We start from the raw sequence: 15,429 nt of genomic DNA, 5'->3' as shown, positions 1-15,429 counted from the left end.
AGGCCGCAGAGGCCACAGAGAAAACCATCCCTCGGTGGCCTCTGCGGCCTCTGGGTGAGACCAATCTTTTGCCGAGTGTGGATCAGCCCGCCGGGTCCGGCGTCACGGCGCGCGGAAGGCGCAGGATGAAGGTGCTGCCCTCGCCCGGCATGCTGCAGACGGTCAGGTCGCCCGCCATCCCCCGTGCCAGGTCGCGGCTGATGGCGAGGCCCAGCCCCACGCCCTCGCGCGGCTGGTTCAGGCGCCGGCCCACCTGCTGAAACGGGTCGAAGATGCGCTCCTGCTCCTCGGGCGGAATCCCCGGCCCGTTGTCGCGCACCCGGGCGTACACCCACTCGCCCTCCGCGTGGCACGAAAGGATCACCCATCCCCCCGCCGGCGTGAACTTGATGGCGTTGCCCACCAGGTTCAGCAGGATCTGCCGCACCCGCTCCGCGTCGCCCTGCATCGCCAGCTCCGCGGGCGCGCACGTCTCCACCGTGTAGGCAACCCCCCTGGCCTCCGCCTGCGGCGCCACCAGCGACTCCACGCTGGAGAGCATCTCCGCGACCGGCAGCGGCCCCAGGTCGAACTCCATCCGCCCCGCCTCGAGCCGGGCAAAGGAAAGGATGTCGTTGATGAGCGCCAGCAGGTGCCGCTGGTTGGCCGTGATGCGCCCGATGGCCGCGCGCTGCGGATCGCGCAGCGGCCCGTGGATCCCCATGTCCAGCAGCTCCACGTACCCGCCGATGGCGTTCAGCGGCGTGCGCAGCTCGTGGCTCATGGAGGCCAGGAACTCGGCCTTGGCGCGGTTGGCGGCCTCGGCCTCGGCGCGCGCGGCCTGCGCGTCGCCCAGCAGGCGCTCGCGCTCCTCGTCCGCGCGGCGGCGCTCGGTGACGTCCTCCACGGCGCCCAGCCCGCGGACGGCGCGCGCGTCCGGCCCCTCGCCCGTGAACTCCACCCGCCCCTGGATGCGCAGCCAGCGCACCTCGCCGTCGGGGCGTACCACGCGGTACTCGGTGGCCACCGCCGCGCGCCGGGCCGGGTCCATCGCCGCCACCATCTCGCCCGCCAGCCGCGGGCGGTCGTCGGGATGCACCCGCGCCACCAGCTCGTCCAGGGTGATGGCCGGGCCGGCGGCGTAGTGGTGCCGCGCGCCGGAGTCCAGGAAAAAGAACCCCGCCGCGAGGTCGTGCTCCCAGATCCCCAGCTCCGCCGCCTGCAGCGTCAGCCGCAGCCGCTCTTCGCTGGTGCGCAGCGCCTCCTCGGCCCAGCGGCGCTCCTCGGCGTCCTGGTGCCGCTCGATGATGAGCGCCGCGGTGCGCGCCAGCAGCTCCATCGACTCCATCTCCCGCCGCGCCGGCTCGCGCGGGGTGCGGTGGTACACGGCCATGGTGCCCAGCGCCCGCCCGAACGAGCGGATGGGGAACGACCAGCAGGCGCGGATGCCGTGCTCCCGCGCCAGCGCCATGTACGGCGCCCACGTCGGATCGTCGGCCACGTCGCGCACGATCACCGCCTCGCCCCTGTACGCCGCCGCGCCGCACGAGGGGCTGGCGGGGCCGATGGCGATTCCGTCCACCGCCTCGACGTACGCCCGCGGCATGCCGGCCGAGGCGGCAAAGCGCAGCTGGCCCCCGGCCGCGTCCACCATGAACAGGATGGTGCGCGCCTCGTCCCCGGCAAGCTCCCGGGCGGCGCGCACCAGGCGGTTGAGCACGTCGTGGATGGAGGCGCCGCTGACGGCCATCTCCAGCGCCGCCATCTGCCCGGCCACGCGCGGCTCGGCGTACCGCTCGCCCCCGTCGCGCGGCCCGTGCGGCCGAGGTGCGGCGTGGGCCGTGGACGGCGGATCCCCGCCCGGCCCTTCCGGGGCGGACCCTGCACCCTCGGGAGCGGCGGGCACATCGAGCATCTGAGCGCCTCGAACGGGACGTCGAGTTATGAATGAGGAACGTATCATAATACGGCGCGGCGAATGCCGGAACAGTCGTGACGTATCACGCTCCTGGCCAGCCCGATTTCTGGAACCGAAGGCATCCGGCCCGCCGGTGCCGGCTTCGGATCGCGGGGCTGCGGCCGGAATATTGCCGGTTTGGGCGCACATGGAGCGCATACACACCTCCGGCGGCGCCGGAGCAGAGCAGGGAGGCCCGGCGCCCAACGGGCCGGATGACGGAACCACGCCCCCGGATCCTCCGTTCCCCGCGGAGGTCCGGCGGCCGCACGCCAGCGAAGCGGCGGAGCGTGAGGCCGCGCTGCGCCGGGGCCGCGAGCGCCGGGCTCGGGCCGAGGCCGACGAAGACGGCGCGGCGGCCCGGCGCAGGGGTGTGTGGGCGGCCAACCCCGCGTTCGCCGCGCTCGCCGACAACGTGCGCGACTACGCCATCTTCCTGCTGGACCCGGAAGGCGTGATCACGTTCTGGGGAGAGGGCGCCCACCTGATGAAGTGGTGGACCCGCGAGGAGGCCGAGGGCGCGCACCTTCGCCTGCTGTATCCCGAGGACGGCGCCGAGGACGGGACGGCCGAAGACCACCTGCGCGACGCCGAGATCCATGGCGAGTCACAGAGCGAGGGGTGCCGCGTGCGGCGCGACGGCTCCACGTTCTGGGCCGGGGTCACCCTTACCGCGCTGCGCAATCCCGAGGGCGAGCTCCTGGGTTTCGCCAAGACCACCCGCGACCTCAGCGCCCGCCGCGCCGCCGAGAGCGCCGTGGCCATGGCCCACGCGGCGCATTCCGCCCGCGATGCCGCCGTGGCGCGTGCGGCCGAGGCGCAGGCCGGCCGCGAGCGCGCGGAAGAGGCGGCCGAGTTCGCGCAGGAGCACGCGCGCGGCGCACGCGAGTACATCAACAACGTGCTGGAGCCGGAGCTCGCCGCCGAGCGCGCCAGGCACGCCGCCCTCCGCGCCGGCCTCAAGGGCCGCGAGTAGCCCGGGATCCACCCAACGACGGACTCACGCACAAAAGCAGAGGAAACGGAGAAAAACCCTCTGCTTCCTCCGCGTGAGAAAATCTTTTTCCTGATCCCGAATCCGGGAAAACAACACCTGAATGGATACAGAGGGACAGAGTCAGACAGAGGACTCAAGCCGACATTTCGGCTCGCTCCTCTGTCTGACTCTGTTCCTCTGTACGATCATTCTTTTTCAGGATCTGGTGTCACGCAAAAAAGCAGAGGAAGCGGAGAACAACCCTCCGCTTCCTCTGTGGCCTCTGTGGCCTCTGCGTGAGAAAATCCGTTGCCGGAGCCGCGGATTACTTGCGGTTCAGCAGGTTGTCGATCTTGTTCCACTCCTGCACCAGGTCCGCCCGGTCCTCGGCGTCCAGCGGCTCGCCGCCGTCGTCCTTCATCAGCTTCATCAGCCGGTCGCGCCGCGCCTCCAGCTTTGCGCGCTCCGCGTCGCTCAGGTTCGCGGGATCTGCCATGCTGCCTCGTTTCCGGTGGATGATGGATGCGGATGCCGCTCGGGAGCGGACGATCGTCAGAGGCCCAGGACCTCCACCCCCTGCTCGAACACCACGTCGACGGGAATGCCGGCGCGCGACAGGCGGTCCAGGTCGCCCTGCAGCTCGGCATCGATCCGGCCGTAGCGCTGCATGAACGCCTGCACCCCGGCCAGGTCGCCGTCGCCCTGAAAGCGCAGGATCTGCTCCGACAGCGCGTTCATCGCCTCCCGGAAGCGCGCCGGGTCCACGCGGTAGGTGCCCGTCGCCGCGTCGCGGGTAAAGGCGCCGCGCTCCTTGAAGTAGTTGAAGCGCGCGATGTTGGCCACCCCGTGCGCGTTGCTGGCCCCGAACCGCACCGAGCGGAAGATGCTGGCCAGGAAGGTGACGTAGCTGTCCGTCACGTCGCCCTGCAGCTCGCCCATCTCCTGCAGCTGCACCTGCATGTACAGCCCCAGCACGTCGGCCTTCCCCTCTTCCAGCGCGCTGGCCTGCTCGCGAAGCGACTCGCGCACCGTGCCGCGGCCGTTGATGGTGTTCTTGATCCCCAGCCCGTGCGCCACCTCGTGGAACATGGTGTTCCCGAAGAACGCGTCGAAGGTCACGTGCCGGCGCTGGTCCGGCGTGATCAGCATCTGCGCGATGGGAACCAGGATGCGGTCGAACTTGGCGCGCATGGCGTTGCGCAGCTGCAGCCGCCGCGTGCCCTTCTGCAGCTGCACCTCTTCGTCGTTGGGCAGGTTGATGGCGATGGTCTTCGACCCCGCGTTGGCCTCGCCCGCGTAGTACACCACGTCGTACGCGTTCAGCTCGCTGTCGGCGCCCGGCGTCTCTCGCTTGTACTGCTCGGGCACCGGCAGCCCCCGCTGCAGCGCGGGAAGCAGCGCCGCGTAGCGCGAAAGCCGGCGGCTCCACTCCTGGTCCTTGATCAGCACGTACCCCTCGTACGACGCCTTGTAGCCGAACAGCGCGTCCTCGTACGTCTCGATGGGGCCGATGACGATGTCCAGCGGGTTGGTCTTCATGTCCAGCCACGCCAGGTCGCTGGGCTGAAAATCGTCCGTCAGCAGCGCATCGGCGCGCAGCTCCAGGTAGCGCCGCAGCCCCGCGTCGTCCGCCAGCGCCGCCGCCTGCCGCAGCCGGTCGGCCGCGCGGCGCAGCTGGGGGGCGAACGCCTGGTGGTACGGCACCGCCGTCAATCGTCCGCCCGGCCCGCGCCGCACCAGCGTGTACAGGCTCTTCAGGCTGTCGGCCCGCGCCCCGCCCGCCGCCACCTGCGCGTCGAACTCCGCCCTGGTCATCCCCGCGGGATACAGGTTGGATCCCTCGGGCTTGGCGCCCACGCCGGGCACGAACGGCGCGTTCCCCGCCAGCCGGTCCCAGGGCCCGTAGTTGATCTCCACGTAGCGCCGCACGCGCGGATCGGCGATGGAGGCCGTGAGCGAGTCCAGGTTGCCGTACGTCTGGGTGCGGAACAGCGCGTCCATCTCGCGCGCCGCCTCGATCAGCAGGGGGATCATGCGGCGCTCGCGGTCGCTCAGCGGCAGGTCCGTCGTCAGCCGCACCGGCGTGTAGCGCGCCAGCTTCAGGTCGATGGAGTCCTGCGCCGCCGCCGGGCCCGCCGCCATCGCCGGGGCGGATGCCGCGTCGGCGGAGGGCGCGGCCGTGCTGGCGGGCGCCTGGACGGTCGCGGGGGCGCAGGCCGCGAGCGCGCCCAGGGCCGCCGCCGCGCACCGGAACCGAATCGTCATGGGTATTCGCTGGAAAGGTGAACCACCGTCATTCGTGGCGGCACGATACGCCGTGCATCCGCGCCCGGCAAGCGCGCCGCCTGCGGGACGCATCCGGGATCGGCTACCCCGTGCTGCCCGCCGCGCGCGTCCGCCTTCCGCGCTTGCGCGCGGGTTGCTGCGTCCGCTTCGCGAGTTCCGCGAGCGAACGCGCCGGGGGAACCGTGAACAGCTGATCGAATCCTCCGCACGCGTCCAGCACGACCGCAATCCTGAGCAGCCGTTCGAGGGAGATGCGGCCGCTGTGCTCGAACCGCCGGTACGTTGCAAGCGTCAGCCCGGCGCGTTCGGCCATCTCCTGCTGCGTCCACTCACGCTGAAGGCGCAGCGCGCGCACACGGCCCGCCAGCAGGCGGGAAACCTCGGCCGGGGTTCGCAGTTCAATTAGCAACATGTTGTCGGTTACGTACACGAAACCGATGTAACCGCTCACATGAGCGCAGTTGCTTCCCGAGTTCCTGGCGCAAGCGCGTGACTTCCTGAGAGGGTGTTGCTAAACCTCAAATCCATAACGAAGCGGTGACTTCCTGAGGGAGCGCATCACATGTAACCAGAAGTCACACTACAGATTGCGCGCGACCGAAGGACCTCGTCCCGGTGGCGCAGGGGCCAGATCAGGGCACGGAACCAGCCCCGTCGTTCTGCTGGCGAGATCCTTCGGTCGGCGCCAAGTTGCAGTGTACAAGCGAGTTACAGGGCGGCGCCTCCCTCAGGAAGTCAATCACGCTAGGGGTTTGGCAACACCCTCTGAGGGAGCGCACACGCAGAATCCGGAAGATACACGCTCGCTTGCGCGCGACCGAAGGACCTACTCTCGGACCCGACGGGGCCAGACCCTGCGTTCCGATCCAGCCCCTTCGTACCGCCTGCTAGATCCTTCGGTCGGCGCCATGGCTTTTCCGTACCCGCAAATCGAGGAGCGGCGCCTCCCTCAGGAAGTCATTATCGGGCTGAGGTTTAGCAACACCCTCTCAGGCTCAGGAAACCAAAGCGGCCAAGCTGATTCTTGAACACACTCTGTATGCTGCGCCACCAGAATCAATGTGCGGTGCCGTGCCCTCCCGCCGGAGCGCTGCCCGTCCGGACGCCGATGGGCTCGGCGGCGGGGAGGCGGGCGATGCGCTCCTCCACCAGCTTCAGGAACACCGGCAGGCGGCGGTCCCAGAACTCCCAGCTGTGCGTCCCCGGCACCTCGTGGTACTCGTACGCCAGCGGGCGCGCCGCCATCGCCTGCACGAACGCGCGGTTGTCGGCCAGCAGCCGGTCCAAGGTCCCCGTATCGAGGTAGAAGTAGGTGCCGTCCGCGACGCGCGCGTCCCGGGCCAGCGCCAGGAGGTCGTTCTCCGCCCGCGACGCACTCCCCGCGGGGCCGAACGCGTCCATCCGCGTCTGGGAGGAAGCGTCCCCCGCCGCCGCCAGGGGGGCGCCGGAAAAGCTTCCGGCCAGCGAAAAGCGCGCGGAGTGCTTCAAGCCCAGCTTGAGCGCACCGTAGCCTCCCATGCTGAGCCCCGCCACGTAGCGGGCCTCCCGGTACGTCAGCGTCCTGAAGTGCTGGTCGATGAAGGCGGGAACCTCCCGGGCGACGTACTCCTCGAAGCGCTCGGCCGGGCGGGCGGCGCTGTTGGTGTACCATGAGTTCGCGGCGTCGGGGAGCACCACGATCAGCGGAAGCCGGGCCGTGTGGGCCAGGAGGTTGGTCCGGTCCAGCCAGTTGCGGTGGCCGCCGTCGTGCCCGTGCAGCAGGTAGAGCACGGGATACCGCCGCGGCGAGTCGTGGTACCCGGCGGGGAGCACCACCACCGCGTTGCGCGGCTCGGGAAGCGAGCCGGGGATGGACACGATCCGCACCCGCGACGTGTCGGAGGCGGCGGCCGCCTGCGCGTGCGCGGCCCCGGGAAGGCCGGCGGCGAGGGCGGCGAAAAGGGCGGCCATGAGCCGCGGCTGGCGCAGCGCGCGAAGTGCCGGCATCAGAACGTCCTCTTCCAGTGTGTGGGCCAAGCGAATGAGCCCAATAGAGAGCCGGGCCGCATCGGGGGCAACCGCGGGGCGCGTCCGGGGTTTCGTCCACCCCCCGGCACCTGTATCGTCGTCCAGGCTTCCGGTCGCGCGCACACGAGGGGGACGATGAAGACGCTGCTTTCCGCCGTGCTCCTGCTCGCCGCCTGCGCACAGCCGCCGGCCCGCGAATCCGCGCCCGCCGCGGGAACGCCGCCGCCCGATTCCGCGGAGGCGGTCCGGCCCGGCATCGAGACCTTTCTTGCCGACGTACCCGCGGCGCTGCGGGGAAAGCGGGTGGGCCTCATCACCAACCACACGGGGATCGACCGTGCGCGCACGTCCGACATCGACCTGATCGCGCGCCATCCGCACCTTACGCTGGTCGCCCTGCTCGCGCCGGAGCACGGAATCCGGGGAGACGCCGAGGCCGGCGTGCACATCGGGGACGATACCGATCCCCGCACCGGCGTGCCCATCTACTCCCTCTACCAGTCCGAGGACCGCGGCCCCACGCCGGAGATGCTGCGGGACGTCGACGTCCTGGTCTACGACCTCCAGGAGGTGGGGGGCCGCACCTGGACCTACGTCTCTACCATGGCGCTGTCGATGCAGGCCGCCGCGCGAAAGGGGGTTCCGTTCGTCGTCCTGGACCGGCCCAACCCCATCGGGGGCGAGATCGTGGAAGGCGCCCTGCTGGACCCCGCCTTCAAGTCGTTCGTGGGGATGTACCCCATCCCGGCGCGGCACGGGATGACGGTGGGCGAGCTGGCCACCCTCTTCAACCAGGCGCACGGGATCGGCGTCGAGCTGATCGTTGCGCGGGTGCAGGGGTGGCGGCGCGCCCAGTGGCTCGACGAGACCGGCCTTCCCTGGATCAACCCGTCGCCCAACCTGCGATCGCTGGCGGCGCTGACCAGCTACCCGGGATCGGTCTACTTCGAAGGCACCAACCTGTCGGAGGGCAGGGGCACCGACCGCCCGTTCGAGCAGATCGGCGCTTCGTGGCTCGACGCGCCGGGGGTCGCCGCGGCGATGAACGCGATGGGGCTGCCGGGCATCCGCTTCGACGCCGTCACGATGCCGGTGGAAGCGACGGCCGCCAAGTTCCCTGGACAGACCATCCCCGCCATCCGCTTCGCCGTCACCGACCGGGAGGCCTACCGGCCCGTGCGCACGTCGCTCCTGCTCATCGACGAGATCCGCAGGCGCCATCTGCGCGACTTTGCCTGGACCCGCACCATCGACCGCCTGACGGGCTCCGACAGGGTGCGGCTGGCGATCGAGGGCGGCTCGCTCCCCGCGCTGCTGGAGGAATGGGACCGCGAAGCCGCGGAGTTCAGCGAGAGCCGGAAGCGCTTCCTGCTTTATCCGTGAGAGTGTGTTCGAGTTTCCGAGTTCCTGACACAAGCGCGTGACTTCCTGAGGCGTGGGACCGCGAAGCCGTGGCGTTCAGCGAGAGCCGGAAGCGCTTCCTGCTCTATCCGTGAGAGTGTGTTCAATTTTCCAAGCTCCTGACACAAGCGCGTGACTTCCTGAGGGAGCGCACACGCAGAAACCGGAAGATAAACAATCGGTTGCGCGCGACCGAAGGATCTACTCTCGGACACGACGGGGCCAGATCCAGCGTTCCAATCCAGCCCGTTCGTACTGCCGGCTAGATCCTTCGGTCGGCGCCAAGATATTCCATAGCAGCGGGTTAGGCGTGGCGCCTCCCTCAGGAAGTCAAGACTCGAAGAGTGTTCAAGCACGCGTCGCTGCGCACTCGGGCTGATCCATCAGGGCCGTCATTCCGAGGCCCGGCCACGCCGCGGCCTGTTTTCACGCCAGAGGTCGCAGGGCCGAGGAATCTACCGTCGGGTTGCTGGAGGGCAGACGCGGCAGCCCCCGCTGGCAAATAGAGGTCGCGACGCAGCCTGACAGGGCCAGTGGCGGGGCGCGCAACGGGCCACCCGCAGCAGACAGCGGATTTCTCAGCCGGCGCGCAGCTTTTCGTGCGAGCCAAGGGTGCGGGGTGGCGCCTCCTTCGAAATGACGGACGGCGCGAGTGCAGGAGTTCTTGAACACCCTCTCAGCCCCGGAGGGTGTTGCTAAACCCCCAACCTCACAAAGAAGCGATGATTTCCTGAGGGAGCGCACCACGTGTAACCCGTTTCCACACAACCGCCTGCGCGCGACCGAAGGACCTGCTCTCCGGCGAGGCGGGGCCGGCTCCATGCCGCGGGACCAGCCTCGTCGTTCTGCTGGCGAGGTCCTTCGGTCGGCGCCAAGGTGCAGTGTGCAAGCGAGTTGCGGGGTGGCGCCTCCCTCAGGAAGTCAATCACGCGGGGAGGTTTGGCAACACCCTCTCAGGGGTCGAGCGGTTGGGCTGATCTCGAACACACGTTGAGCAGGCTTCCCCGTCCCGGCAGCACGGCTACGGCGTCACTCCGTGACCGCCCCCGCCAGGAACGCGAGGACGGCCTCGTCGAACCGCGGCGGATCTTCCAGATTGGCCATGTGGCCGAGACCGGGCAGCACCACGTGCTCCGCCCCGGGCAGCGCCTCGCTCACCAGCGCGGCGATCCGGTGGCAGTCCGGCACGTCGCGCTCGCCGAGCAGCGTGAGCACCGAAGCGCGGATCGTGTGCAGCCTCTGGAGTGCCGGAGGGTCCAGCGCGAGCACGGGATCCTCGTTCAGCCAGTGCCATCCCGAGTAGCCGGCGACCATCCGGCGCAGGACGTCTTCCCCCGCGCCGCCGCCGCGCCGCTGAAAGGCCAGCAGGCGCAGCCAGGCTTCCTTCGCGGTGCCGACTCCCTGCTCGTGGGCGCTGGCGAAGATGGCGCCCAGCGCGCTGGCGAACTCCGGCGAGAACGCAAATCCGCCGGCGATCGAGCCAAAGAGCACCAGCGCGCGCGTCGCGTCCGGATACGAGACGGCAAAGTCGAGCGCCACGGACCCGCCCGTCGAGTGGCCGAGCAGCGCGGGAGAGACGATCCCCAGCCGGTCCAGGAGCGCCTTGAGATCCTCGTGATGGAGATACGGAGCGCCCCGCGGCGGCGCCGAGCGCCCGAACCCCCGCAGGTCGTAGCGAAGGACCTGATGCCGCTGAAGGAACGGCTCCCACTGCGGCTCCCACATGCGCGTGTCCAGGCTGAATCCGTGCATCAGCACCAGCGGCGCACCGGATCCGGCGACCTCGTAGTAGAGGCGCGTTCCGTTCACGTCGGCAAAGCCCGTCTGCGGTCGCATGGATCTTCTCCCGGGGCGGTGGTGGATACACGGGAGAGTACAGGGTGAGACACCATGCGGGCAACAGGAGCGTCCCGAGAGGATCGCTTCCTCGTCAATCCATTACAACAGCCATACACGCCGCAAACCACGGCCGCGCCCGCTTCGCCCATCATTCATCACGGACAACTGCGCCGAACGGCATCCGCCTCCCCCGCGCTCCCCACCCTCGTCCCCGACATCGACCGCATGGCGACCCAAACCGTGATTTCCGCGCCGCCGTCCGCCCCCCCCGCATCCGCCTCGCCAGCGCGGCGGATGCGGGTCGACAGCGTGGACCTGCTGCGCGGCGCCGTGATGGTGCTGATGCTGCTGGACCACACGCGCGAGTACGTGCACCGCGACGGGCTGCTCTTCGACCCGACGGACCTGTCGCGCACCACCGTCGCCCTCTTCCTGACCCGCTGGATCACGCACTTCTGCGCGCCGGCGTTCGTGTTCCTGGCGGGCACCGGGGTGGCGCTGCAGCTCGCACGCGGAAAATCGAAGAGCGAGCTCTCACGCTTCCTGCTCACCCGCGGCGCGTGGCTCATCTTCCTTGAGTTCACCGCGGTGCGCCTGCTGGTCACCTTCGACCTGGACTACGCGGCGTTCCCGGGAATGCTGCAGGTAATCTGGGCCATCGGCGTGTCGATGATCGTGCTGGCGGCGCTCATCCACCTGCGCACGCGCTGGGTCGCGGCAATCGGAATCGCCATCGTGGCGCTGCACAACCTCACCGATCCGCTGAGCGTGGCGGTGGCGCCCGGGGCCGCGCCCGGCGCGGGGAGCGTGCTGTGGATGGTGCTGCACCAGCCCGGGTTCGTACCGGTGTTCGGAATGCGGCTGCTGGTGCTGTATCCGGTGCTGCCGTGGATCGGCGTCGCGCTGTGCGGATACGGACTGGGGCACGTGTACGGGTGGGATGCGGAGCGGCGGCGGCGCCTGCTGGTGCGGCTGGGCGCGGGGATGATCGCCGCCTTCATCGTCCTGCGCCTGACGAACCTCTACGGCAACCCGTCGCCCTGGTCCGTGCAGAAGGACGCGGCGTTCACGGTGCTGTCGTTCATCAACACCAACAAGTATCCGCCCTCGCTGCTGTTCGTGCTGATGACGCTGGGCCCGGCGCTGCTGGTGCTGGCGTGGGTGGAGGGGATGCGCCGCGGCGCGTTGGGAAGGGCGCTGGTGACCTTTGGCCGCGTACCGCTGTTCTTTTACCTGCTGCAGTGGCTGGTGGCCCACAGCTTCGGCCTGCTGCTCTCGCTGGCCGCGGGCAAGCCGACCAGCCACTTCTTCGGCATGCCCGGCTTTACCCCGCCGCAGCCCGGCGCCGGCTTCTCGCTGGCCGTGGCCTACCTGTGCTGGATCGCCGGCGTGGTGATGCTGTACCCCCTCTGCCGCTGGTTCGCCGCCGTAAAGCAGCGGCGGGACGACTGGTGGCTCAGCTACCTCTGATACAGATCCTGAAAAAGAATGATCGTACAGAAGAACAGAGTCAGACAGAGGAAACGAGATCATGCTTCCACTCGCTTTCTCTGTTTGACTCTGTTCCTCTGTACCCTACCGGTGTTGTTTTTCCGGATCTGGTATGACGCAGAAAAGCAGAGAAAGCGGAGGAGCGACTCTGCGTCCTCTGCTCCCTCTGCGTGAGACAATTCTTGTAGCGGATTCGGGATGGACCCGGCCGCCGCGCGCGGTTCAGGCTTCCACGCCCAGCGCCGCGTCCACCGCCGTCAGGAACTGGTCCACGTCCAGCGGCTTGGTCAGGTAGTCCAGCACCCCGGCGGATCGCAGGCGGTCCACCCGGCGGGTGGTGGCGTCGGCGCTGATCACCAGCACGGGGATGTGCGCCGTGCGGTCGTCCGCGCGAAGCTCGTGCAGCACCACCTCGCCGCTGATGTCGGGAAGGTGCAGGTCCAGCAAAATCAGGTCGGGCCGGTGCTCGCGCGCCAGCTGAAGGCCCAGCCGCCCCTGCAGCGCCGGGATCAGGCCGATCTCGGGCCGGTCGAAGAGGATGGTCTCCACCAGGTCCAGGTTGGCCAGGTTGTCTTCCACGTACAGGATGGTGCGGGGGGGCCGCTCCGCCCGCTCCGGCCGCGGCTGGTCCGTGCGGCCGGCTTCCAGGCGCCGCCGCGGGCTTTCCGTCACCGGAAGCTCCACCCAGAAGGTGCTCCCCTGCCCCACCGTGCTCTCCACGCGCAGCCGCCCCCCCATCGCCTCCACCAGCCGCTGCGAGAGCGCCAGCCCCAGCCCCGTGCCCTCGATCCCCGAGCGCTCCGCGCCCAGCCGCGAAAAGGCCACGAACAGCTCCCCCAGCCGGTCCTCGGGAATCCCCGGCCCCGTGTCGCGGACGCCGATGGCCAGGAGCTCGCTCCCGTCCGCGCCCGCGGCGGGCCGCGCCAGCAGCTCCACCGTCCCCGCGGCGTGGTTGTACTTGATGGCGTTGGAAAGCAGGTTCAGCATCACCTGCATCAGCCGCTGCTGGTCGGCGCGCACGTAGGCGTCGGTGGCGTGCGGCGCGTGCAGGGCCAGCTGCACCGGGCGCTGCTCGGCCGTGGGGCGCACCAGGGCCAGCGCCTCGGTCAGCAGCGTGGCCGCGTGCACGGGCTCCAGCGAAAGCTGCTGCTGGTTGGCCTCGATGCGGGCGATCTCCAGCACCTCGTTGATCAGGTTCAGCAGGTGGCGCCCGGCCTTCAGGATGTGCTCCACGCTGCGCGCCTGCTCCGGCGCAAGCGCGTGCCGCTGCAGCAGCTGCCCGAACCCCAGGATGCTGTTCATGGGGGTGCGCAGCTCGTGGCTCATGCGCGACAGGAACTCGCTCTTGGCCTCGTTGGCCGCCTCGGCCGCTTCCTTGGCCTCTTCCAGCGCCTGCTCGAACTGCTTGCGCTCGGTGATGTCGCGCACCATCCAGATGCGCCCGTACACCTCGCCCTCGGCGCTCTTCAGCGGCGACGAGTAGCGGTCCAGCACGCGTCCGTCCGCCAGCGGCATCTCGTCGCGGTACACGCTGTCGAAGTCCCCGCGCAGCCGCTCGGTGGTCTCGCGGTACGCGTCGGGATCCTTCGCCTGCAGGCACACCCACTGGAACATCTCCACGCAGCGCTCCGGCTCGCGCAGCTCCTGCGGAACGTTGAAGATCTCCGCGTAGCGCCCGTTCATGCTCAGCACCCGGCCCTGGTGACTCACCAGGATGCCGTCGATGGCCACGTGGTTCTGCGCCTGCAGCAGCGTGGTCTTGAAGCGCAGGGCCTCCTCCGCCTGCCGGCGCTCGGTGATGTCGGTGATGTAGCCGGCGAACACCCTGCGCCCGCTGGCCGTGTACTCGCCAAAGTTGATCTCCACCGGGAATTCGGTGCCGTCGCGGCGCATGGCGGGCACCTGCACCCCCCGCCAGGGAATGCTGCGCTCCCCGGTCAGCAGGTAGCGCCGCGTCCCCCGCATGTGCCCCTCGCGAAGCCGGTGGGGCATCAGCACGGTGAGCGGCTTTCCCACCATCTGCTCGGTCGTGTACCCGAAGATCCGCCCCATCGCCGGGTTCACGGCCAGGATGGTCGAGTCGGCGTCGATGATGACCACGCCGTCCGGATCGGCCTCGACCAGCGCGCGGTACCGCTGCTCGTTCTCGGCGAGCGTGGCGCTGGCCACCCGGGCGTCTTCCAGCTGCCGCTCCAGCTCGGCCACGCGGGCCCGCAGCGTCTCTGCGTCGTCCGGGAGCCCGGTGTCGGAGACGGTGGATGTCTGATCGGAAGTGCTCATGGGCTGCGGCAGGCGCTGAACTGCGGGTTCCACCGCGCCGGTCCGGCGGGTGCATCGATTTCGGCAGGATCCCGGAGAAATGCGTCGCGGGCGTGCACCCGCGGGCGCGCGCCTCCGCTGACGCTGAAGCATAGGGGAAGCACCGTCCGCGAACAAGCACGCCCGCGACGGTCGCTCGCCCTTCCTGATCCGACACGCTGAACAGGGGTGCCTGCTCGTTGACCCGGTGGCCCTTGGTGCTCAACCTCGGGCCTACGCCGCAGTTGCGATCATCATGAGGATGGGGTGAGCGGAGACGGCGAGTGGAGGGGATGTGTCGCTGAGGGCTCCTTTGCATCCCCTCGCCAGCGAAACAGCGCGAGGGATGCACCACCTCCAGTACAGGACGTGCACCTCGCGTCCATGGAGCCCTCGCAAATGGATCATTCTTTCCTCGCAAACAATGAATACTCCTCGCACTCTATAGGTTCTTGACTTTCTATATTCCATTTTGTAAGTTGGTGCAGCACAACAGGAGCACGGAATGCCGCAAGTCGAAATCTCGGACGCTACGTACGTCAAGCTGCAGCAGCTCGGGGTCGCGTTCGTGGACACCCCGGAAACAGTCATCGCGCGACTGGCCGACGCCGCGCTCGCCAGCCAGCGGGCCGGCGGCAACGGGGCACCCGTCCGCGATCCGGTGTTCTCGGGCATCGAGCTGGATGTGTTTTCGCCCGGCAACCTGGCGTTTACGCGCGTCCGCCGCGCGAGCTTTGCCGGCCGCGAGATCGATCGGCCCAGGTGGAACAAGCTGCTCCGCGTCGCTCACATCGAGGCTTTCAGGAAGCTTGGCTCGTTCAGCGCGCTTTCAGAATCGAGCAATGCCCGGCTCAGGCAAGGCAGTTACGTGAACGAGGGATTTTCCTACCTCCCCGAAGTGGATTTCTCCATTCAGGGGCTGGACTCGAACCTGTCGTGGGACAGCAGCCTTCGGCTGGCCAGGAAACTCAGCGTACCGGTCGAAGTAGAGTTCGAATGGCTTCACAAGGAGGGGGCGGCGCATCCAGGGAAAAAAGGGCGTCTGGCGTGGGCTCCCGCATCTGGCTGATCGGCAAAAGAAAGCTCCGCGCGATATACCACTCGCGCGGAGCACTCAGGAAGGGCGATGCACTGCAATCCAGCTTCGTTTCCTCGTGGCCGCGAGGGCGGGGCAAGCCAGCAGCTGCACCGCTCT

The 15,429-nt window shown here is 69.2% G+C and carries 11 protein-coding genes; 4 read left to right on the top strand and 7 right to left on the bottom strand.

What is annotated here, in order from left to right:
• Window positions 1-82 precede the first annotated feature (82 nt).
• Window positions 83-1,894 carry an ATP-binding protein gene (locus VGC13_RS16990; protein ID WP_331126470.1) on the bottom strand — a complete coding sequence of 604 codons (1,812 nt, stop codon included), beginning with the start codon at window positions 1,892-1,894 and terminating at the stop codon, window positions 83-85.
• Between the two features lie 190 nt (window positions 1,895-2,084).
• Here VGC13_RS16990 and VGC13_RS16985 point away from each other — a divergent pair, with 190 nt between their 5' ends.
• Window positions 2,085-2,912 carry a PAS domain S-box protein gene (locus VGC13_RS16985; protein ID WP_331126469.1) on the top strand — a complete coding sequence of 276 codons (828 nt, stop codon included), beginning with the start codon at window positions 2,085-2,087 and terminating at the stop codon, window positions 2,910-2,912.
• 325 nt (window positions 2,913-3,237) lie between these two features.
• Here VGC13_RS16985 and VGC13_RS16980 read toward each other — a convergent pair whose 3' ends face one another.
• The 4 genes from VGC13_RS16980 to VGC13_RS16965 form a co-directional block, all read right to left on the bottom strand.
• Window positions 3,238-3,408, bottom strand: coding sequence for a hypothetical protein (locus VGC13_RS16980; protein ID WP_331126468.1), 171 nt, complete (start codon window positions 3,406-3,408; stop codon window positions 3,238-3,240).
• Between the two features lie 56 nt (window positions 3,409-3,464).
• Window positions 3,465-5,177 (bottom strand): dipeptidyl-peptidase 3 family protein, encoded by a 1,713-nt coding sequence (locus VGC13_RS16975; RefSeq protein ID WP_331126467.1) that lies wholly within the window; start codon window positions 5,175-5,177, stop codon window positions 3,465-3,467.
• Window positions 5,178-5,280: 103 nt separating this feature from the next.
• A complete protein-coding gene (locus tag VGC13_RS16970; RefSeq protein WP_331126466.1) occupies window positions 5,281-5,649 on the bottom strand; it encodes a helix-turn-helix transcriptional regulator in 369 nt (122 codons plus the stop codon).
• Between the two features lie 605 nt (window positions 5,650-6,254).
• Window positions 6,255-7,184 carry an alpha/beta hydrolase family protein gene (locus VGC13_RS16965; RefSeq protein ID WP_331126465.1) on the bottom strand — a complete coding sequence of 310 codons (930 nt, stop codon included), beginning with the start codon at window positions 7,182-7,184 and terminating at the stop codon, window positions 6,255-6,257.
• 156 nt (window positions 7,185-7,340) lie between these two features.
• Here VGC13_RS16965 and VGC13_RS16960 point away from each other — a divergent pair, with 156 nt between their 5' ends.
• The gene (locus VGC13_RS16960; protein WP_331126464.1) at window positions 7,341-8,588 is read left to right on the top strand and encodes a DUF1343 domain-containing protein; all 1,248 of its coding nucleotides are present in this window, start codon (window positions 7,341-7,343) and stop codon (window positions 8,586-8,588) included.
• A 1,047-nt stretch (window positions 8,589-9,635) separates the two neighbouring features.
• On the opposite strand, the gene VGC13_RS16955 is transcribed toward VGC13_RS16960, so the two are convergent.
• The gene (locus VGC13_RS16955; RefSeq protein ID WP_331126463.1) at window positions 9,636-10,442 is read right to left on the bottom strand and encodes an alpha/beta hydrolase; all 807 of its coding nucleotides are present in this window, start codon (window positions 10,440-10,442) and stop codon (window positions 9,636-9,638) included.
• A gap of 297 nt (window positions 10,443-10,739) precedes the next feature.
• Between VGC13_RS16955 and VGC13_RS16950 the strand changes: the two genes are divergently transcribed.
• Complete coding sequence (locus VGC13_RS16950) at window positions 10,740-11,915, top strand: DUF1624 domain-containing protein (RefSeq protein WP_331126462.1); 1,176 nt, start codon at window positions 10,740-10,742, stop codon at window positions 11,913-11,915.
• 243 nt (window positions 11,916-12,158) lie between these two features.
• Here the strand turns inward: VGC13_RS16950 and VGC13_RS16945 are convergent, their stop codons facing one another.
• On the bottom strand, window positions 12,159-14,216 hold the full coding sequence (locus tag VGC13_RS16945) for a PAS domain S-box protein (protein WP_331126461.1): 2,058 nt from the start codon (window positions 14,214-14,216) through the stop codon (window positions 12,159-12,161).
• A 523-nt stretch (window positions 14,217-14,739) separates the two neighbouring features.
• Between VGC13_RS16945 and VGC13_RS16940 the strand changes: the two genes are divergently transcribed.
• On the top strand, window positions 14,740-15,303 hold the full coding sequence (locus VGC13_RS16940) for a T4SS efffector SepA family protein (protein WP_331126460.1): 564 nt from the start codon (window positions 14,740-14,742) through the stop codon (window positions 15,301-15,303).
• Window positions 15,304-15,429 lie beyond the last annotated feature (126 nt).

Source organism: Longimicrobium sp. (genome assembly GCF_036399255.1).
Classification (GTDB): domain Bacteria; phylum Gemmatimonadota; class Gemmatimonadetes; order Longimicrobiales; family Longimicrobiaceae; genus Longimicrobium.
Note: the sequence above shows the minus strand (reverse complement) of the source record. Positions and strands in the feature narration are given on the sequence as shown.

Bases quoted from the DNA above. Each gene is read 5' to 3' on its own strand.
- VGC13_RS16990 (WP_331126470.1), bottom strand. From the start codon at position 1,894: ATGCTCGATGTGCCCGCCGCTCCCGAGGGTGCAGGGTCCGCCCCGGAA.
- VGC13_RS16985 (WP_331126469.1), top strand. From the start codon at position 2,085: ATGGAGCGCATACACACCTCCGGCGGCGCCGGAGCAGAGCAGGGAGGC.
- VGC13_RS16980 (WP_331126468.1), bottom strand. From the start codon at position 3,408: ATGGCAGATCCCGCGAACCTGAGCGACGCGGAGCGCGCAAAGCTGGAG.
- VGC13_RS16975 (WP_331126467.1), bottom strand. From the start codon at position 5,177: ATGACGATTCGGTTCCGGTGCGCGGCGGCGGCCCTGGGCGCGCTCGCG.
- VGC13_RS16965 (WP_331126465.1), bottom strand. From the start codon at position 7,184: ATGCCGGCACTTCGCGCGCTGCGCCAGCCGCGGCTCATGGCCGCCCTT.
- VGC13_RS16960 (WP_331126464.1), top strand. From the start codon at position 7,341: ATGAAGACGCTGCTTTCCGCCGTGCTCCTGCTCGCCGCCTGCGCACAG.
- VGC13_RS16955 (WP_331126463.1), bottom strand. From the start codon at position 10,442: ATGCGACCGCAGACGGGCTTTGCCGACGTGAACGGAACGCGCCTCTAC.
- VGC13_RS16950 (WP_331126462.1), top strand. From the start codon at position 10,740: ATGCGGGTCGACAGCGTGGACCTGCTGCGCGGCGCCGTGATGGTGCTG.
- VGC13_RS16945 (WP_331126461.1), bottom strand. From the start codon at position 14,216: ATGAGCACTTCCGATCAGACATCCACCGTCTCCGACACCGGGCTCCCG.
- VGC13_RS16940 (WP_331126460.1), top strand. From the start codon at position 14,740: ATGCCGCAAGTCGAAATCTCGGACGCTACGTACGTCAAGCTGCAGCAG.